The organism is Pseudothioclava nitratireducens (assembly GCF_029210495.1).
Taxonomy (GTDB): Bacteria; Pseudomonadota; Alphaproteobacteria; order Rhodobacterales; family Rhodobacteraceae; genus Pseudothioclava; species Pseudothioclava nitratireducens.
Genome location: NZ_JARGDK010000004.1, coordinates 144,223 through 163,097 on the forward strand (window position 1 = coordinate 144,223; position 18,875 = coordinate 163,097).

Genomic DNA, 18,875 nt, shown 5'->3' on the forward strand with positions numbered 1-18,875 from the left:
AAGCTGGCTTTCGTCTGGTTTTGCGCTGGATTTGCGCTGGCAGGTCTGCCGGAACCCCAGACCGCGTTTAGCCCGTCAGGAGACGGGGTCGATGAGGGCGGCGATCTCGTCACGCAGCCGCTCGAGCGCGGCTCTTTGGTCGGCATCGCTCCCGATCAGCGCGCGCCGCTCCAGTCGCTGCCCGTCGGGCAGGACCAGATCGAGCCGCCAGTAGCCCCCCGTGACCTTGTCACTGTCGCTAACCCAGACCACCTCTGGGGGGCGCAGCGCGCTCAGTTGGTAATGCCGCAGCCGCGTGATCCCGAACGGGTAGCCAAGCGTCAGCTCGGCACTGCCCCGTCCCGGATCGAGGCGCAGCTTCTTTTCGGGGATGAAGAACGCCCACACCAGCGCGCCACCGATCCCTGTAAAGCCAACCGCGATCACCAGCCCAAGTGCCAGACTGCCCTCGATCTGCCCGCCCCCAAGGAGGAGGAAGATCGCCCCGAGACAGCGATAGGCCGCCAGCAGGCCGACCAGCGCAAGCGGCAGGCCGATAAGCGCAAACGCGATCCGCAGTCCAGAGGGCGGACGGTGCATCTCAAGATCGAGTGGCTCGGGCATAGGCGCTCCTGTCTCGCGGGGTCAAGCACCCGGCGCTATCGGGCGCAAGTGAAGCAGAGCCGCGCCGGGCGGGCAATCGCGATATTGCCCTCACGCCCTCGTTCCTTGACCCACGCCCCCCGTCCTTTATGAAGGCGCCAAGATGTGAGGTGAGCGATGCAGCATTACGAATACACGGTCATTCCCGCGCCGGGCCGGGCCGAGAAGCACAAGGGCGCGAAGACCGGCGCGGATCGCTATGCGGCAACGCTGGCCGATCTGATCAACGCCAAGGCCGCCGAGGGCTGGGAGTTCCAGCGCGCCGAGACCCTGCCCGCTGAAGAGCGCACCGGGCTGACCGGCAAGACCACGGTCTATCATAACCTGCTGGTGTTTCGCCGCGCCCGCGATCTGGAACCCGCACAAGAGGCGGGCCAGCCCGTCACCGGGCACGCCGCGCCCGCGAATGAGGACGCGCCCGCAGGCAAAAAGACGATTCTGGTCGAGGCGCCCGAAGGCGCTGCGCCGAAGCTGCGGGCCTCGCGCGGGGATTAATCCTCGATCTCGATGGCGAGCGCGTGGATACGCGCGATCAGCGCCGGGCCTAAGGCCGCGTGAACCGCGCGGTGGCGCGCAAGGCGGCTTTGCCCGAGCAGGATCGGCGCGCGCATACGGATGCGGAAATGGCTCTCGCCGCCCGGACGCGCGCCCGCGTGGCCCGCATGCTGCGCGCTCTCGTCAATGATCTCGAGATGCGAGGGCCCAAGGCTTTGCAAACGCTCGCGCATCTCATCGACAATCGCCATTTTTTCCCCTTTCCGGCCCGGTCAAGACCTTTCCCCTCGCGCGAAATAGCCTAAACTGCGTGACCCGAGTCGGCCAAGGCCGTCAAGGCGGCCCGCCTGAGAGCCGCCTGTCGCAGCAGAACAAAGAGGCGTGTGATGAGCACCAGCGATCCTTTCGGTTTCAACATTTCGGCCGCCGCCGACAAGAAGCGCCGCCAGAAAGGCAAGCGCGGGATGTCAGGTGCGTTCGAGACTTCGACCCGGATTTGCGACAAGCAGGGCTGTGAGGAACCGGGGCAATACCGCGCGCCCAAGAGCCCGAAGGTGCTCGACGACTATTTCTGGTTCTGCAAGGACCATGTGCGCGAATACAATCTGAACTGGAACTATTTCCAGGGTCAGTCCGAAGAGGAATTCCAGGCGTTTCTGGACAATGCGACCGTGTGGGAGCGTCCGACCAAGCCCTTCAACCGTGCCAATGACGAGCGCCTCGGCTGGTCGCGCCACGGGATTACGGACCCGATGGAGCTTTTGGGCGAGAATGCCACGAAGAACGCGGGCCGCACCGTTGTCGGGCGCAAGCTGCCTCCGACCGAGCGGCGCGCGCTGGAGATTCTCGACGCGAAGGATACGATGACCAAGACCGAGATCCGCAAGAGCTACAAGGCGCTGATCAAGGTTCTGCACCCGGATATGAACGGGGGCGACCGCTCGCAGGAAGAGATGCTGCAAGAGGTGGTCTGGGCTTGGGATCAGCTCAAGGACAGCCGCAACTTCAAGTGACGGGCGGGGAGAGGGGCGCTGCCCCTCGGCCTTGCGGCCTCACCCCGGGATATTTCGGGCGATTGGACATGGAAGGCTCCTCTCGTTCCAATCGCGTCAAATATCCTCGGGGGTGAATTTGGCCTTGGCCAAAGAGGGGGCAGACAGCCCCCTGCCCCTGTCTCAATGTGCGCTTTTCTTGCCGGTCAGCGCGGCGATGGCCGGGTCGATCACCTTGGCGACGATGGGGATCAGGAAGAGGCCGTAGATCAGCCCGAAGATCCCGTCGAAGAAGGCCGTCGTCGCCCATGCGGTGAAGCCTGCGAGGGCGGGCGGGACGGCGTGGGCCGCCGCTTCGGCCATATGGTGAATCCAGTCATAGGGGCCGTGCCAGCCGAGTTCTCCGAGCCCGTGCAGCACGATCGAGCCGCCGACCCAGATCATCGCCGCCGTGCCGACGATCATCAGCAGTTTCATGAAACCCGGCATGATGCGGACAATGCCGCGCCCAAGGGCGCGCGTGGTGCCGAGTCTGCCCTTGGCCGCGAGCCAGAGCCCCACATCATCGGCTTTCACGATCAGTGCCACGCCGCCATAGACCGCGATGGTGATCCCGATTGCCACGAAGGCGAGCGCAATGGCCTGCATCCAGACCGGCTGGCCCGCGGGCAGCGCCGAGAGCGCGATGGTCATGATCTCGGCGGAGAGGATGAAGTCGGTTTTCACCGCGCCGGCCACTTTTTCGGCTTCGAGATGGGTCGGGTTGCCTTCGCCCTCGACATGGCCATCGGCATAGGGTTCGTGCGGGTAGAACAGGTGGTAGACTTTTTCCGCCCCCTCAAAACACAGATAGCTCCCGCCCAGCATCAAGAGCGGCATGATGAGCCAGGGCGCGAAGGAGGAGAGCAGCAGCGCGGCGGGCAGCAGGATCAGCAGCTTGTTGCGGATCGAGCCGAGCGCGATCTTGCCGACGATGGGCAATTCGCGGGCGGGTGCGAAGCCGTGCACGTATTTCGGCGTCACCGCCGCATCGTCGATCACGGCACCCGCGGCCTTGGCTCCAGCCTTGGCGGCCTGCCCCGCGATGTCGTCGACCGAGGCCGCCGCCACTTTGGCGATGCCCGCCACGTCATCCAGAAGTGCTAACAGACCACTCATATCGAACCCCTTTGCCGTTCAGGGCAACCTAGGCGGAGTGGCCGCGTGTGGCAAGGCGCGGACGCCTTGCCAACGGGTTATGCATGGATGCGGGTCACGCCCCCACGCGCCGGAGGATTACATCTTGGGCAGAAGCACCGCGTCGATCACATGGATCACGCCGTTCGACTGATCCACGTCGGCAATGGTCACGGTGGCAGTGGTCCCGGCCTCATCCGAGATTTTGACCATGCCGTCCTCGATGGTGCCGGTGAGCGTGCAGCCGCCGACCGTGGGGATCGGATGCGCGCCGCCATCATCGGCGATCATCTTGACCAGAGCCTCCGAGAACACCTCTTGCGCGACGACGTGGCAGGTCAGGATGGTGGTCAACTGATCCTTGGCCTCGGGGGCAAGGAGGCCCTCGACGGTGCCTGCGGGCAGTGCCTCGAATGCCGCGTTGGTGGGCGCGAAGACGGTGAACGGACCCGCCGAATTGAGCGTATCGACAAGACCCGCGGCCTGCACGGCGGCGACGAGAGTGGTGTGATCGGCGGAGTTCACGGCATTCTCGACGATGGTCTTGTCGGCATACATCGCCGCCCCCCCGACCATCGGATTGTCGGAAGCCAAGGCGGCGGTGCCCAGAAGGCCAGCGGTCAGAGCGGCAGTCAGAATGGTCTTTTGCATCACGTATCTCCCTTGAGTGATTTCGGATGTCGCCCTGTTGCGAGCGGACATGCCCAGACACGCAAGGCCGGCGCAGGGAGTTTCACGCCTGCCGATAACGTGTGCGTGAGCGGCTGGCATGGGCATGTGGCGCGGAACGCTCTGCGCAATGATCGTGCGCGGGGCCTTGAACACGCCTGCCCGATAGTCCACAAATCGCCTTGGCGCTGCGCGCGCCGCCTGACAGTCAGAAGGGTCTTCATCATGCTCGACGCCACCGCAAAACCGACCGAAGATATCGACGTCCGCGAGGTGTTCGGCATCGACTCGGACATGAAGGTCAAAGGTTTCGCCGAGCGCACCGACCGGGTGCCGGATATCGACACGACCTACAAGTTCGACCGCGACACCACGCTCGCGATCCTTGCGGGCTTTGCCTATAACCGCCGGGTGATGATCCAGGGCTATCACGGCACCGGGAAATCGACCCATATCGAGCAGATCGCGGCGCGGCTGAACTGGCCGGCGGTGCGGGTGAACCTCGACAGCCACGTGTCGCGGATCGACCTGATCGGGAAGGATGCGATCAAGCTGGTGGATGGCAAGCAGGTCACCGTGTTCCACGAGGGCATCCTGCCCTGGGCGCTGCGCAACCCGACTGCCATCATCTTCGACGAATACGATGCGGGCCGCGCGGATGTGATGTTCGTGATCCAGCGGGTTCTGGAGGCAGACGGCAAGCTGACGCTTCTGGACCAGAACGAGGTGATCACGCCGAACCCCTATTTCCGGCTGTTCGCAACGGCGAACACGGTGGGTCTGGGCGATACGACGGGGCTGTATCACGGCACGCAGCAGATCAACCAAGGCCAGATGGACCGCTGGTCGCTGGTGGCGACGCTGAACTATCTCAGCCACGATGCCGAGGCCGCGATCGTTCTGTCGAAGAACCCCAATTACAATACCGAAGCGGGCCGCAAGACGATCAGCCAGATGGTGCATGTCGCGGACCTGACGCGGACGGCCTTTATGAATGGCGATCTGTCCACCGTGATGAGCCCGCGGACCGTGATCGCATGGGCGCAAAACGCGCGCATCTTCAACAATGTGGGCTATGCGTTCCGGCTGACCTTCCTGAACAAATGCGACGAGCTGGAGCGTCAGACCGTGGCCGAGTTCTATCAGCGGCTGTTCGACGAGGAACTGCCCGAGAGCGCGGCGAGCCTTGCGGGCTGAGCCTGTCAGATAGTTATCGAAAGGCCCGCCAGATCGGCGGGCCTTTTGGTTTCTCTGGCGCTTTGTTTCTCAGGCGCGGGCGGCTTTGGTGATCTTGCCCCACCACGCGATGTCGTCGAGCAGCGCGCCCAGCGATTTGTCGAGGTGATCGCCAAGCGACTGCGGGTCGCGCGTTTTCGAGAGCGTCATGAAATCCGCCCCGCCGATATGGACGGCGCCCGCAACCGGAACCATGCCGAAATTCACGCCGATGAGGCGCAGGTGCTCGACCGCGCGGGCCGCGCCCACGCCGCCATAGCCGACCGCGCCCAAGGGTTTGCGGACCCAGCCGCGATAGCCGTAATCGAAGGCGTTTTTCAGCGCCGCCGAGATCGAGTGGTTATATTCGCAGGTCAGCACGATGAAGCCGTCATAGCCCTGAATCGCCTCTTCCCATGCGCGCGCGGCGGCATGTTCGGGGGTTTTGGCGGCGGGCGGGGCGTCTTCGTCGAAGAAGGGCAGATTCGCCTCGCGCAGGTCGAGCAGGCCAAACGCCATATCCTCGCGCTCGCGGGTTTTCAGCGCGAACCAGTCATGGACGACCTCGGCCATTCGGCCCTTGCGGGTGGAGGAGAGGATGACGCCGATCTTCAGTTTATCGCTCATGGGGGACTCCTTTGCTGTGATCTGTAGTTAGGGGAGAAACGCAACGCGGCGAGGCCCTGTTCCGCAGAGGCCCTGCGCGTGGGCGCACAGGCGCGCGAGCGCGATGCGACTCGGCTTGCCGGGAGGCTGGCGCGGTGCTTTAACGGTGCCATGAGCAAGCCCAGCGACAACCCCGCCGATCCGTTCAAGAAAGCCCTGGCCGAGGCCACGAAGACGCTTGCGGATGCGCCCGAGATGACCGTGACCTACACGGTCGACCCGTCCGGCCAGTCCGGCGACGTGATGCGGCTGCCGCAGGTCTCGCGCCGGATGACGCGCGACGAGGTTCTGCTGGCGCGCGGCACGGCGGATGCGCTGGCGCTGCGCCACCGCTATCACGATGCCAAGACCCATGGGCGCTATGCGCCGGGCGGCGAGATGGCGGCAGCGCTGTACGAGGCGATGGAAACCGCGCGCTGCGAGGCGCTTGGCGCGCGCGACATGCCGGGCACGCTGTCCAATATCGACGCGAAGATCGCCCATGAGGCGGCGCGCAAGGGCTATGGTCAGGTGCGCGCCCGCGATCAGGCGCCCTTGGCGGTGGCGGCGGGCTATCTGGTGCGGCAACTGGCGACCGGGCGCCCGCTTCCGGCGGATGCGCAGAACGTGCTCGACCTGTGGCGGCCCTTCATGGAGCAGACGGCGGGCGCGGATCTGGCGGATATTTCGGAAACGCTGGCCGATCAGACCGCCTTTGCCAAGCTGGCCCGTAAGGTGATCGCGGATCTGGGCTATGGCGACCAGCTGGGCGACGACCCGGACGAGCAGATGGATGACGAGGCCGACCCCGAAGAGGCCGAGGTCGATCCCGAAAGCTCGGACAATCAGGATCAGGATCAGGAAAGCGACGAACAAGAGACCGAGGCCAGCCCCGAGTCGACGCAGGAGCAACAGCAAGACCCCTCGCAGACGACGGTCAGTTCGGATGACCTTGCCGATCAGGAACTGGGCGAAGAGGTGGAGATGCCGCAGGCGGATGCGCCGCTCGAGCCCCCCGCCCCTGCCCCCCATTCGGCGGCGGACCCGAATTACACGGTCTTCACCACCGAATTCGACGAGGAAATCCTCGCCGAGGAGTTGGCCGAACCGGCGGAGCTTGAACGGCTGCGCGCCTATCTCGACCAGCAGCTTGAACCGCTCAAGGGGGCGGTGTCGCGGCTGGCGAACAAATTGCAACGCCGGCTTCAGGCCCAGCAGAACCGCTCGTGGGAGTTCGACCGCGAAGAGGGGATGCTCGATGCCGGGCGGCTGGCGCGCGTGGTGGCAAACCCGACCACGCCGCTGTCGTTCAAGATCGAGAAGGATACCGAGTTCCGCGACACGGTGGTGACGCTGCTGCTGGACAATTCCGGCTCTATGCGCGGACGGCCGATCTCGATCGCGGCGATCTGTGCCGATGTTCTGGCGCGCACGCTGGAGCGCTGCTCGGTCAAGGTCGAGATCCTCGGCTTCACGACGCGGGCGTGGAAGGGTGGCCAGAGCCGCGAGAAATGGCTCGGCGAAAACCGTCCGCAACAGCCCGGTCGCCTCAACGATCTGCGCCACATCATCTACAAGCAGGCCGATGCGCCGATGCGCCGGACGCGGGCCAATCTGGGCCTGATGATGAAGGAAGGGCTGCTGAAGGAAAACATCGACGGCGAGGCGCTGGAATGGGCGCATCGGCGGATGCTGAACCGGCCTGAAGCGCGGAAAATCCTGATGGTGATCTCGGACGGGGCGCCGGTGGACGATTCAACTTTGTCCGTCAACCCTGCGATTTATCTGGAAAAACACCTGCGCGACGTGATCGCCATGGTGGAGAAACGCCGCGCGGTGGAACTCATCGCCATCGGGATCGGCCATGACGTGACACGCTATTACCAGCGCGCCGTGACGATCACCGATGCCGAGCAACTGGCGGGCGCGATGACCGAGCAGCTGGCGTCGCTCTTCGACAGCGACCCGCGCGCGCGGGCGCGGGTTCTCGGGATCAGAAAGGTAGGCTGATGTTTCAGGATTTCACGGTCAAGTCGCGGCCCCATGACGGGCCGCCGCGTCTGGCGGCGCTGCGGGCAAAGATGGCGCTTGAGGGGCTTGCGGGCTTTATCGTGCCGCGTGCGGACGCCCATCAGGGTGAATATGTCGCCGAGTGCGACGCGCGGCTGGCATGGCTGACGGGGTTCACCGGGTCTGCGGGATTCTGCATCGCGCTGATGGACCGGGCGGGCGTCTTCGTGGACGGGCGCTACCGGTTGCAGGTGCGCGCCGAGGTGGACACGCAGGTCTTTACCCCGGTCGATTGGCCCGAGACCCAGCCGGGGCCGTGGCTTGTCGTGGCGCTGCCCGAGGGGGGGCGCGTGGGGTTCGACCCGTGGCTGCACACCCCCGACGAGATCGCCCGGATCGAGGCGGCGCTCGCGGGCAGTGGCGTGGAGCTGGTGCCGGTCGACAATCTGGTGGACGCGATCTGGGCCGAACGCCCTGCCCCGCCCTGCGCGCCCGCCCGCGTGCACCCGGCGGAACTTGCGGGCGAAGAGAGTGCTGCGAAACGCGCGCGGATCGGTGCGGGTCTGGCCAAGGCGGGCGCGGCGGCGCTGGTGCTCACGCTGTCCGACTCCATCTGCTGGCTGTTGAACATTCGGGGCAATGACATCGCGCGCAATCCGCTGGTGCAGGGCTTTGCGGTGCTGCATGCCGACGGGCATCTGACGCTCTTTGCCGATGGGGACAAGTTCGATGCGGCGCTGCGCGCGCATCTGGGGCCAAAGGTCACGCTGCGCCCGCAGGCGGCTTTCGCGCCGGGACTTCGGAGCCTCACCGGGCCGGTTCAGGTCGATCCGGCGAGCGCGCCGGTTGCGGTGCTTCTGGAGTTGGCCCAATCGGGAACCGAGGTGATCCGCGCGACCGATCCCTGCCTCATGGCCAAGGCCCGCAAGAACCCGGCCGAGATCGCGGGCATGGAGGCGGCGCATCACCGCGACGCGGTGGCGATGGTGGAATTCCTGTGCTGGCTCGACGCCGAGGCCCCCAAAGGCACGCTCACCGAGATCGACGTGGTGACGCGGCTCGAAGCATTCCGGGCGGCCTCGGGCTGTCTGATGGATATCAGCTTCGACACGATTTGCGGGGCGGGGCCGAATGCGGCGATCATGCATTACCGGGTCTCGGAGGCGAGCAATCGCGCGGTGCGTCCGGGCGAGGCGCTGCTGGTCGATAGCGGCGCGCAATATCCCGATGGGACGACCGATATCACGCGGACCATGGCCGTAGGGCCGGTGCCGGAGGCCATCGTCGACCCATACACACGCGTGCTGCAAGGGCTGATCGCGATCAGTCTGGCGCGCTGGCCGCGTGGGCTTGCGGGGCGCGATCTCGACCCGCTGGCGCGGGCGGCGCTGTGGCGGGCGGGGCTCGACTTCAACCACGGGACCGGGCATGGCGTCGGCGCGGCGCTGAGCGTGCATGAGGGACCGGTGCGTCTGGCACGGATCTCGGAACTGCCGCTGGAGCCGGGGATGATCCTGTCGAACGAGCCGGGATATTACCGCGATGGCAGCTTTGGCATCCGGCTGGAGAACCTTGTGCTGGTGGTGGAGGCCGCGCCCTTGGGTGACCGGCGCGACCAGTTGGCGATGCAGACGCTGACCTGGGTGCCCTTCGACCGCCGCCTGATCGATGTGGGCCAATTGGCCCGGCATGAGCGCGACTGGGTCGACGCCTATCACGCCGAGGTTCTGGCGCGGGTGGGGTCCGATCTCTCAGCACCCGCGCGCGATTGGTTGGAGCTGGCCTGCGCGCCGCTTTGAAGCGCGTCTTGGCGAGCGCGGATGCCTCCGGCGGGGATATTTAAGGCAGAATGAGGGGGGCTGCCCTCCCTGTCAGTCTGCTGCAAATATCCCCCGCGGAGCGTCCCGAACGGGCCACGCGCGCGGCGCTCAGGGGCTCAGCACCGCATGGGCCGCCCGCGCGATCACCAGTTCTTCGTTGGTGGGGATCACCATGACCTCGACCGGGCCGATCGAGATATGGCGCGCATTCGCCGCGTTCTTCCCGGCATCGAGCGTGATGCCGATCCAGCCCATCCCCTCGCAGACGCGGGCGCGGATATGGGCGGAGTTCTCGCCGATGCCACCGCAGAAGACGAGCGCGTCGAGCCCGCCGAGAGCGGCAGCGAGTGCGCCGAGTTCGCGCCGGATGCGGAAGGTGAAATAGTCGATCGCCTCGGCGGCGTGCGGATCGTCCGAGGCTTCGAGTTCGCGCATGTCGTTCGAGAGACCGGACATGCCCTTGAGGCCGCTTTCCTTGTAAAGCAGGTCGGAGATCTCGCCGCTCGACATGCCCTCCTGATCCATCAGGTAGAGCAGCACGCCCGGATCGAGTTGCCCCGAGCGGGTGCCCATCGGCAGGCCGTCCAGCGCCGAGAAGCCCATGGTGGAGGCGATGGATTGCCCGCCCTGAAGCCCGCACATCGACGCGCCCGAGCCCAGATGCGCGACCACGACGCGGCCTGCGTGGAGCTTGGGCTCGGTCGTCGCGAGTTCGCCCGAGATGTAGTCGTAGCTCAGCCCGTGGAAGCCGTAGCGGCGCACGCCCTTTTCGTAGAACCGGCGCGGGAGTGCGAAAGTGTCGTTCACGAAGGGGTGGTTGCGGTGAAAGGCGGTGTCGAAGCAGGCGATCTGCGGCGCGTCCGGGAAGGCGTCGAGCGCGGCGCGCACGCCCGCAAGGTTATGCGGCTGATGGAGCGGCGCGAAAGGCGCGAGTTTGGCGAGTTCGGCCATCAGGTCGTCGGTGATGCGCTCGGGCGCGGCATGGTCGATGCCGCCATGCACGACCCGGTGCCCGACCGCGATCACCTCGAGCCCCGGAAAGCCCGCGTGAAAGGCGGCCAGCGCGGTGGCGAGGGCCTTGGCATGGGTCTCGAAATCCTCCGGGCGGGTGTCGGGGATCGGCAATGTCTGCCCGGCCCCATCGACCACGCGCAGCGCCCCCTGCCCGCCGATCCGATCGACATGGCCGAAGCCCAGCGTCTCGAGCGTCTCGGAGAACAGCCCGAGCTTGAGCGAGGACGACCCCGCGTTGAGCGTCAGGATCGCGCGCATCAGCCCCTCCGGACCCGGTTCTGGTGGATCGCGGCGACGGCAGCCGAGGCCAGACGCGCCATGGCGCTGTCGGAACGTGAATTGAGGATCACCGGCACGCGCGCGCCCAGCACCAGCCCCGCGCCTTCGGCATGGCTGATATAGGCGAGTTGCTTGGCGAGCATATTGGCGGCGTCGATGCCGGGCGCGACCAGCACCTCGGCATGGCCCGCCACCTCGCCGCGCAGGCCCTTGGTGCGCGCCGCCCCGATATCGACCGCGTTATCCATGGCGAGCGGGCCATCGACGATGCCCCCCTTGATCTGCCCGCGCTCGGCCATTTTCGACAAGAGCGCCGCATCGAGCGAGGACGGGATCGAGGGGTTCACCGTCTCGACCGCGCTGAGCACGCCGACCTTGGGCACCTCGATCCCGATCGAGATCGCCAGGTCGATCGCGTTCTGCACGATATCGACCTTGGTTTCGAGATCGGGCGCGATATTGATCGCCGCATCCGTCACCAGAAGCGGGTGCGGCACCCCCGGCACATCCATCACGAAGATATGCGTAAAGCGCCGCCCGACGCGCAGGCCCGTCTGCTTGTCGAGCATCGGCTTGAGCAGGTCATCGGTATGCAGATGACCCTTCATGATACATTCGGCGCGCCCGTCATGGACGAGCTTGACCGCCATATGCGCCGCATCCCGATGGGTCAGCGCGGGAATGATCTCATAGCGCGAAATATCGTGGCCAATCTCGGCAGCGGCGGCCTCGATCCGGGCGGGATCGCCGATCAGCAGCGGCGCGATGATCGAATGCTCTGCCGAGAGCAGCGCGCCTTCGAGCGAGTGGCCGTTCTCGGGGCAGACGACGGCGGTATCGAGCGCGGGCAAGGGTTCGGCGCGATCGAGCAGTTTTTCGAAATGGCGGTGGCGCTGCGAGATCAGGCCGGGCACTTCGAGCGCGTCGAATTTGAGGTGTCGTTTCGGCGCGATCACGCAGGCCTCACCCGAGACGATCAGCGCCTCATCGGCGCAGCGGCGCACCTCGGTGCGCAGGCGCACGACATTGTCGGGCAGTTTTTCGAGCACCTCGACGCGGGCGCACAGTTCCTCGCCCGCATTGGCGCGGGCGTGAAACTGGAGCGACTGGCTGCGATAGAGCGTGCCGGGGCCGGGCAGGATATTGCCCAGAACGGCGGTGATGAGCGAGGCCACGAACATGCCGGGCGCATAGGCTTCGGTGACGCCATCGCCGTCGCCATCCTCGGCCTCGAGATGGACCGGGTTATGGTTGCCCGACGCGGCGGCGAAGACGTAGAAATCATCGGCGGTGCAGAGCCGTTTCATCTCGGCATTCATTCCCGGTTGCAGCTCCTCCCACATCCGGCTTTCGAAAATCATTCCTGGCTCCTTGCATGTGATGCCGCGTTGCGGCGTAATCTGCCGCATGGATAAGGCGCAATCATGACGATTGCCTTGATCAGCGACAAGCTGCCCCGGAAAAAATGCCCCCCTTTCCTGTCGTGACCCCACGTCCTAGAAGGGGTGCGCAACAAAAGGACGATCCAATGCCATTCGAAGCGGCAGTTGAGGCGCTGGCGGCGCTGCTGGGGGACCGGCTGAGCCGGAGCGAGGCCGAGCGGCGCCTGCATGGGCAGAATGAAACCTGGTTTCCCGAAACCCCGCCCGATGCGGTGGCATGGCCCATAAGCACCGAGGAAGTCTCGAAAATCCTTGCGATCTGCCATGCCTATCGGATGCCGGTCGTGGCTTGGGGCACGGGCACGTCGCTTGAGGGTCACGCGCTAGCGGTCAAGGGCGGGCTGAGCCTTGATCTGGGGCGGATGGACAAGGTGCTGGAGGTCCGGCCCGAGGACATGCTGGCCGTGGTTCAGCCGGGTGTGACCCGTGAGGCGCTCAATGCCGACCTGCGCGCGACGGGGCTGTTCTTCCCGGTCGATCCGGGCGCGAATGCGAGCCTTGGCGGGATGGCCGCGACGCGGGCGTCGGGGACGACGACGGTGCGCTATGGCTCGATGCGCGACAATGTCGCCGCGCTGGAGGTCGTGCTCGCGGACGGCACGGTGATCCGCACCGGGTCGGGGGCGCGCAAATCGGCCGCTGGCTACGATCTGACGGCGCTGATGCTCGGCTCCGAGGGGACGCTTGGGATCATCACGGAACTGACGCTGCGGCTGCATGGTCAGCCCGAGGCGGTGTCTTCGGCGGTCTGCGCGTTTGAGAGCTTTGAGGCGGCGGTCGAGACCGTGCAGATGACGATCCAGATGGGTATTCCGATGGCGCGGATCGAGTTCGTGGACGAGCAGGTCGCCCGGATGTTCAACGCGGCCAACGGGACGGAGCTGCCCGAAAAGCCCCATCTGATGATCGAGTTTCACGGCTCCGAGCAGGCGGTGGCCGAGCAATCCGAGCGCTTCGGCGAGGTGGTCGCCGAGATGGGCGGGGCGGATTTCGCCTGGGCTACGACGACCGAGGATCGCAACCGGCTGTGGAAGATGCGCCACGGGGCTTACCCTGCCTGCCTCGCTGCGCGGCCCGGCTGCATGGGGCTGGTGACGGATATCTGCGTGCCGATCTCGCGGCTGGCCGAAGCGGTGGCCGAGACCCGTGCCGATATTGCCGAGGCCGGTCTGCAAGGGCCGATCCTTGGCCATGTGGGCGACGGGAATTTCCACGCGATCCTGCTGCTCGACCGCGATGATGCCGAGGAACTGGCGCGCGCGAAAACCGTCGCCGGGCGGCTTGCAGAACGCGCGTTGCGGCTGGGGGGCACGGTCACCGGCGAGCACGGCGTGGGGCTTGGCAAGCGCGGCTATATGGAGGCCGAACACGGGGTCGGCTGGCAGGTGATGGGCGCGATCAAGACGGCGCTCGATCCGCTGGGCATCCTGAACCCCGGCAAACTCATTCCCGGCGCGGAGACAGACGCATGAGCCTTGACGACCCGACCCAACTGCCCCGCGCCTTCGCGCAAGCCTGGGGCGCGCGCGACGCCCGTGCGCTGGCCGAGTTCTTTGCCGAGGACGCGGATTTCCTGAGCCTGACCGGAGGCTTGGCCGAGGGGCGCGCGCAGATCGCAGAGCTTTTGGCGGGGGAGTTGGCCGGGGCTTTTGCCCGCGCGCGGCTCGTGACCGGGAAAACCAGGCTCCGCCCCGTCGGCCCCGAGGCGAGCGTGCTCACGCAGCGCTTCGTCCTGACCGGGATCGTTCATGCCGATGGCAGCGATGCGGGCCGGATCGGCGCCATCCTGGCCGCGACGATGGGGCTTGGCGCGACTGGCTGGGAGATCGTTTCGGCGCAGTTCGTGGTCGAAGCCGCCTGAAGAAGGGGGCTGTCCGCCCCCTCTTTGGCCAAGGCCAAATTAACCCCTGAGGATATTTGACGCGATTGGAAATCTCATATGTTTCCAATTGCCCGAAATATCCCCGGGGTGAATGGGCGAAGCCCAGAGGGGGCAGAGCCCCCTGCCCGGGTTCCCTCGGTGCTCAGTCGTCCTCGAAATAGCCGCGTTCGGCACCGCGATGGCAAGCCGTGCAATTCGCCATGGAGCCTGCTTTTTCGAGTGCGCGCCGGGACACTTCACCCTCATGCTCGCGTTTGAACCATGGCAGTTCGGTGATCCGCAGCGGCGGGGTTTCGGGGTCTGCGCGCATTTGCGCGGCGGGGCGCGTCTGGCCGGTAAGATAGGCCTCGATTGCCGCCGCATCGGCCTCGGGCAGGCTTGCGTCTTCGCCGAAGTGATCTGACAGCGATGTCATGATCTTGTGCCAGCTCTCAGCCGGCAGGAGGCTTGGCGGGTAAGCCATGTGGCAGGCCGAGCATTCGGCTTGGGTGAGCGGGTCCGTCACCGGGGCGATATAGTCGCTATCGGCCAGGGCGGGCGTCGCAAATGCGATGAGGATCAGGAATTTACGCATGGTTTCTCTCCTTCAGAGGCCGGTGAGCCAGGTGATGATGTCGGATTTCTCGGCGGCTGTGCAGTCCCGACCGAGCACGGAGTTGCAATTGCGTCCGAACCATTTCTCGACATGGGCGGTATCGGTGAAGCGGGCGGGGTTGGCGCGCGGGGCGAGCGGCTCGATTGCCTTGCCGGTGCGGGCCTGACCTGCGCGGGTCGGATCGGCCGTGTGACAGGTCGTGCAGGACGGCGTGTCCGGTTTGCCGCCCCCGGTCTCGGCGAGGAACAGGGCCTCTCCGCGTGCGGGATCGGCGGGCTGGCCGGCCTCGGCGCTATAGGTGGCGATGAGCGCCTCGGGCGTGGTGTCCCCGGCGAGGGCGGGCGTGGCCGCGAGCGCGGCAAGGCACAGGATCAGAGGTTTCATTGCAAGGTCTCCTTGGGGATTGAGATTTGGAAGGGGCTGAACCAGCCGGTCTCCGCATCCGCGTGGCAGGCGCGGCAATTGGCGCGGCTGAGGACGGGTTTGCGGGTGAACGTGGCGTCCGGGATGTCGCGGTGGGTGCGTTTCCAGAAGCGGGTTTCGGTGAGGCGAAGCGTGCTCTCATCCACCCCCAGCCCGAGGCGGTGCGCGGGAAGCGTGTCGGCGGTTTCGGCGGCATGGGCTTCGAGCCAGTCCGTGATCTGCCCGGTGGCATCGGCGGGCAGGCTGGCATCCTCGCCGAAATGATCGTCGAGCCCGGCCATGAGCGCGCGCCAGTTCGTACGCGGCAAGAGCGAGGGGTGATAGGTCATGTGGCAGGCGCTGCATTCGTCTTGGGTGAGCGCGTCCCATTCGGCGACCGGAGCGCCGGGCACGGGGCGGTTCGTCGCGGCGATGGCGAGCCCGCCGAGGCCGAGGACGAGGGCGGCACCGAGGGCAAGGGCGGCGCGCGGGTGCGCCTTGCGGGGCGCGTCCGGGTGATCGCCCGAGCGGCTTGGCTTGCGGCCCGTCACCATGGCGCGGGCGAGGTTTTCGCGGCTGCGCAGGCTCTCGAAGATCACGCCGCCCAGATGCAGGCCGATCAGCACCAGAAGGCCGGTGGCGAGCAGTTCATGCCCCTCGCGCAGGGTGCGACCGAGTTCGAAGGAGAGGCCCGAGAGTGGCCCGGTCTTGAGCGTGCCGCCGAGAACCGCAAGCCCGCTCAGGCCGATGCCGAGGATGGTGGCCAGCAGCGCCAGCACCATGAGCGCGCCCAGCGGGTTGTGGCCCAGATGGCGCACGCCGCCGCCGCGCAGATGCGCCAGCACATCACGCGGGCGCGGCGTGAAGCTCGAAAATCGCGCATAGGTGCCACCCAGAAAGCCCCACACGATCCGGCTTGTCACAAGGATCACGGCGAGCGTTCCGGTGACGATGTGGATCAGGAGCGCCTCGGCGCCCATCAGGAAGCCGGTCACCGCCGCGCCCGCGATGGTGGCGACGAGGCCCCAGTGGAAGAGCCGGATATAACGGTCCCAGACGATTTTCTGTGCCATGTCGGTCCTCATGCGAAGGATTCGCGTTGGGCCCTTTATGGCGGGGCGTTGCTGACACTGACCTGACAGTGTCTGTCAGGGACTGGTCAGGCCGCGGGGAGGCTCAGGTCGATGCGCAGGCCGGGGTTGGCGTTGCCAAGGTCCATCGCGCCGCCGAGCGCCGCGATGATCTCATCCGCGATGCCGAGGCCGAGGCCGTGGCCGCGTGTATCGGCGCGCGCGCCCCGGCTGCGGAGTGTGGCAATGCGGTCGGGCGCGATGCCCGGCCCGTCATCGCGGATCGTGAGGCGGATACGTCCGGCCTCGGCCCGCGCCGAGAGGTGGATCTCGTGAAGCGCGTGGCGGGTGGCGTTTTCCAGAAGCGCACCAAGGGCTTCGGTCAGGTCGGCGGGATCGGCGGCAACCCTGAGAACCGCCGGAAGATCGGTCTTGAAGGCCCGTTCCGCCCCATCAGGGGTGCGCCGGATCACCGAGATGATCCGGGTCACGACCTCGGACAGATCGGCGCGCCCGTGGCGGTCCCCCGAAGCGATGCGGGCGCGGATCAGCTCGTGTTCGACATGGCGGCGCATCGCGCCCGCGATCTCGTCGATGGCTTCGGCGGCCGTGGTCTGGCCGCCCTCGCGCAGCCGGCCCGCCTCGCCCAGAAGCGCCTGAAGCGGGGTTTTCAGCCCATGCGCGAGGTCGCCCGCCCGGTTGCGTGCGCGGGTCAGTTCGGCCTCGCGCTGACCGAGAAGGGCGTCGATCTCTTCGGCGAGCGGGCGGATTTCGGCGGGCAGGTCGGTGCCGAGGCGCGCGGCCTCGCCCGAGCGGATCGCAGCGACGCGTCGGCCGATATCGGAGAGGGGCCGCAGGCCGATGGTCACTTGCGCCCAGCCGGCTGCGATCAGGATGGCGGCGAGGCCGGCCAGATAGGGGGCGATGTCGCGCAGAAAGGCTGCGCGGGCCGCCAGCAGATCGGCGGCATCCATCGCCACGGCCAAGCGCACGCGCCCGCCCCCCAAGGCTTGGGGAAGGGTCACCATGCGCTCGCTGACCAGAAGCTGGGTCCCGCTCAGCGCGTCCATCTTGTGCACATGCTCGGCCCCATCCGCGAGCGTATCGGCAGGCAGAGGCAGCGAGGCGTCCCACAGCGAGCGCGAGCGCAGGAGCGTGCCGTCGGGGGCGGCGATCTGCCAGTAACGCCCGCCAAAGGGCAGATCGAAGCGCGGATCGCCCGGCGGCGCGGTCTGGATCAGCGCGCCGCTGGCGGGGTCGGTTTCGAGCCCCGCGATGAGGTGGTCGAGCTGGACGGAAAGCTCGGCCACGGCCAGCCGCTCGGCATGGGCGCCAAAGAGCGCGACCAGCATCCATCCCGCAAGCGCCAGTGCCATGCAAACCGCCACGGCCCCCGCGAGGATGAGCCGAAGGCGGAGGCTCTGGCGGCGCGAAGCGGCGGGCGGCAGGTCAGGCTGGCTCACGGGGCGGCCTCTTCGAGGAAATACCCAAAGCCGCGCCGCGTGCCGATCACGCCGGGCCCCAGCTTGCGCCGGAGCCGCGCGATCATCGCTTCGAGCGCGTTGGCCTCGCGGGCGTCCTCGTCGCCATAGATATGGTCGAGCAGTTCGGTGGGCGGCACCGGGCGGTCAGGGTGATGTATGAGATAGGACAGCAGCCGGTATTCGAGCGCGGTGACCGCGAGCGGCTGGCCCGAAAGGGCGACCTGTTTGCGCACCGTGTCGATTTCGAGTGACCCCGCACGCAGAACGGCACTGGCCGCGCCCGCCGCCCGGCGCACCAGCGCGCGGGCACGGGCCACGAGTTCTTCCATGCGGAAGGGTTTGGGCAGGTAATCGTCCGCGCCCGCGTCGATCCCCTCGACCCGCTCGGTCCAGGCGCCTCGCGCGGTCAGCACCAGAACCGGCATGTCGCGCCCGTTCGCGCGCCAGCGTTTGAGCACGCTCAGCCCGTCCAGCCCCGGCAGGCCCAGATCGAGCACGACGAGGTCATAGTCCTCGGTATCGCCCAGGAACCACGCCTCCTCGCCATCGTCGCAGGGTTCGGCGCGAAACCCGGCGGCGGTCAGCGCGGCGAGCACGTCGGCTTGAATCCGCGGGTCATCCTCGACCACGAGGGCGCGCATCAGTCGTCCTCCCGATCGTCGTCGTCGTCATCGTCATCGTCGCGGCGTTCTTTGCGGTCACCGTCGCGGCGGTCGAACCGTTTGCGCCCCTCCGGCCCCTCGACCGAGAGCACCACCCCGGTCGCGGCCTCCACCTCGATCTCGCTCAGGCCGCCATCGGGGGCGATCAGCTTGAACTCGTAGATATAGCCCTCGTCCTCTTCCTCGAACTCAACCTTGATGACGCGGCCGCCGAACTCGCGCTCGATCCGGGGGAGGATGTCCGAGAGCGGCAAGGCGCGCGCCGATTCGCGCGCGGCCCGCGCGGCATCGTGGTCGCGGCCATCGCCCCATGCCGCGAGCGGCAGGGCACAGGCGAGAAGAAGAGAAAGATAGAGGCGCATGGGCCGATCCTTAGCCCCT

Annotated in this window: 20 protein-coding genes; 7 read left to right on the forward strand and 13 right to left on the reverse strand. The window is 66.8% G+C overall.

Annotated elements, in window-relative coordinates; all coding sequences use genetic code 11:
• Positions 1–75 precede the first annotated feature (75 nt).
• The gene (locus P0X85_RS06320) at positions 76–603 is read right to left on the reverse strand and encodes a hypothetical protein (RefSeq protein ID WP_275810220.1); all 528 of its coding nucleotides are present in this window, start codon (positions 601–603) and stop codon (positions 76–78) included.
• Between the two features lie 156 nt (positions 604–759).
• Here P0X85_RS06320 and P0X85_RS06325 point away from each other — a divergent pair, with 156 nt between their 5' ends.
• Positions 760–1,137, forward strand: a complete 378-nt coding sequence (locus P0X85_RS06325; RefSeq protein ID WP_275810223.1) for a DUF4177 domain-containing protein — start codon at positions 760–762, stop codon at positions 1,135–1,137.
• Here the strand turns inward: P0X85_RS06325 and P0X85_RS06330 are convergent.
• On the reverse strand, positions 1,134–1,388 hold the full coding sequence (locus tag P0X85_RS06330) for a BolA family protein (protein WP_275810226.1): 255 nt from the start codon (positions 1,386–1,388) through the stop codon (positions 1,134–1,136). The genes P0X85_RS06325 and P0X85_RS06330 overlap by 4 nt on opposite strands.
• Positions 1,389–1,523: 135 nt before the next feature.
• Here P0X85_RS06330 and P0X85_RS06335 point away from each other — a divergent pair, with 135 nt between their 5' ends.
• Positions 1,524–2,150, forward strand: a complete 627-nt coding sequence (locus P0X85_RS06335) for a DnaJ domain-containing protein (protein WP_275810229.1) — start codon at positions 1,524–1,526, stop codon at positions 2,148–2,150.
• 162 nt (positions 2,151–2,312) lie between these two features.
• On the opposite strand, the gene P0X85_RS06340 is transcribed toward P0X85_RS06335, so the two are convergent.
• Entirely contained in the window at positions 2,313–3,287 is a 975-nt protein-coding gene (locus P0X85_RS06340) for a DUF808 domain-containing protein (protein WP_275810232.1), read from the reverse strand.
• Between the two features lie 117 nt (positions 3,288–3,404).
• Positions 3,405–3,956, reverse strand: a complete 552-nt coding sequence (locus tag P0X85_RS06345) for a fasciclin domain-containing protein (RefSeq protein ID WP_275810235.1) — start codon at positions 3,954–3,956, stop codon at positions 3,405–3,407.
• Positions 3,957–4,199: 243 nt separating this feature from the next.
• Between P0X85_RS06345 and cobS the strand changes: the two genes are divergently transcribed.
• Positions 4,200–5,171 (forward strand): cobaltochelatase subunit CobS, encoded by a 972-nt coding sequence (gene cobS / locus P0X85_RS06350; protein WP_275810238.1) that lies wholly within the window; start codon positions 4,200–4,202, stop codon positions 5,169–5,171.
• 69 nt (positions 5,172–5,240) lie between these two features.
• Here the strand turns inward: cobS and P0X85_RS06355 are convergent, their stop codons facing one another.
• Positions 5,241–5,816 carry an NADPH-dependent FMN reductase gene (locus P0X85_RS06355; RefSeq protein WP_275810241.1) on the reverse strand — a complete coding sequence of 192 codons (576 nt, stop codon included), beginning with the start codon at positions 5,814–5,816 and terminating at the stop codon, positions 5,241–5,243.
• A gap of 150 nt (positions 5,817–5,966) precedes the next feature.
• Here P0X85_RS06355 and cobT point away from each other — a divergent pair, with 150 nt between their 5' ends.
• Positions 5,967–7,844, forward strand: coding sequence for a cobaltochelatase subunit CobT (gene cobT, locus P0X85_RS06360; protein WP_275810243.1), 1,878 nt, complete (start codon positions 5,967–5,969; stop codon positions 7,842–7,844).
• Positions 7,844–9,643 (forward strand): aminopeptidase P family protein, encoded by a 1,800-nt coding sequence (locus P0X85_RS06365; RefSeq protein ID WP_275810247.1) that lies wholly within the window; start codon positions 7,844–7,846, stop codon positions 9,641–9,643. The genes cobT and P0X85_RS06365 overlap by 1 nt, the downstream gene beginning before the upstream one ends.
• A gap of 129 nt (positions 9,644–9,772) precedes the next feature.
• On the opposite strand, the gene P0X85_RS06370 is transcribed toward P0X85_RS06365, so the two are convergent.
• Together P0X85_RS06370 and P0X85_RS06375 are read right to left on the reverse strand one after the other, a co-directional pair.
• A complete protein-coding gene (locus P0X85_RS06370) occupies positions 9,773–10,936 on the reverse strand; it encodes an acetate/propionate family kinase (RefSeq protein ID WP_275810250.1) in 1,164 nt (387 codons plus the stop codon).
• Positions 10,936–12,318, reverse strand: a complete 1,383-nt coding sequence (locus tag P0X85_RS06375) for a bifunctional enoyl-CoA hydratase/phosphate acetyltransferase (protein ID WP_275810253.1) — start codon at positions 12,316–12,318, stop codon at positions 10,936–10,938. The genes P0X85_RS06370 and P0X85_RS06375 overlap by 1 nt, the downstream gene beginning before the upstream one ends.
• 167 nt (positions 12,319–12,485) lie before the next feature.
• On the opposite strand from P0X85_RS06375, the gene P0X85_RS06380 reads away from it, so the two are divergent.
• Together P0X85_RS06380 and P0X85_RS06385 are read left to right on the forward strand one after the other, a co-directional pair.
• The gene (locus P0X85_RS06380) at positions 12,486–13,871 is read left to right on the forward strand and encodes an FAD-binding oxidoreductase (RefSeq protein WP_275810256.1); all 1,386 of its coding nucleotides are present in this window, start codon (positions 12,486–12,488) and stop codon (positions 13,869–13,871) included.
• Entirely contained in the window at positions 13,868–14,260 is a 393-nt protein-coding gene (locus P0X85_RS06385) for an SgcJ/EcaC family oxidoreductase (protein ID WP_275810259.1), read from the forward strand. The genes P0X85_RS06380 and P0X85_RS06385 overlap by 4 nt, the downstream gene beginning before the upstream one ends.
• A 163-nt stretch (positions 14,261–14,423) precedes the next feature.
• Here the strand turns inward: P0X85_RS06385 and P0X85_RS06390 are convergent, their stop codons facing one another.
• From P0X85_RS06390 to P0X85_RS06415, 6 genes are all read right to left on the reverse strand, one after another.
• Positions 14,424–14,855 (reverse strand): diheme cytochrome c, encoded by a 432-nt coding sequence (locus P0X85_RS06390; protein WP_275810262.1) that lies wholly within the window; start codon positions 14,853–14,855, stop codon positions 14,424–14,426.
• Positions 14,856–14,867: 12 nt separating this feature from the next.
• On the reverse strand, positions 14,868–15,260 hold the full coding sequence (locus P0X85_RS06395) for a DUF1924 domain-containing protein (RefSeq protein WP_275810266.1): 393 nt from the start codon (positions 15,258–15,260) through the stop codon (positions 14,868–14,870).
• Entirely contained in the window at positions 15,257–16,351 is a 1,095-nt protein-coding gene (locus P0X85_RS06400) for a cytochrome b/b6 domain-containing protein (protein ID WP_275810269.1), read from the reverse strand. Before P0X85_RS06400 ends, P0X85_RS06395 begins: the two co-directional genes overlap by 4 nt.
• An 86-nt stretch (positions 16,352–16,437) precedes the next feature.
• Complete coding sequence (locus tag P0X85_RS06405; RefSeq protein ID WP_275810272.1) at positions 16,438–17,811, reverse strand: sensor histidine kinase; 1,374 nt, start codon at positions 17,809–17,811, stop codon at positions 16,438–16,440.
• On the reverse strand, positions 17,808–18,473 hold the full coding sequence (locus tag P0X85_RS06410) for a response regulator transcription factor (RefSeq protein WP_275810275.1): 666 nt from the start codon (positions 18,471–18,473) through the stop codon (positions 17,808–17,810). The genes P0X85_RS06405 and P0X85_RS06410 overlap by 4 nt, the downstream gene beginning before the upstream one ends.
• A complete protein-coding gene (locus P0X85_RS06415; RefSeq protein ID WP_275810278.1) occupies positions 18,473–18,856 on the reverse strand; it encodes a PepSY domain-containing protein in 384 nt (127 codons plus the stop codon). Before P0X85_RS06415 ends, P0X85_RS06410 begins: the two co-directional genes overlap by 1 nt.
• Between the last annotated feature and the right edge of the window lie 19 nt (positions 18,857–18,875).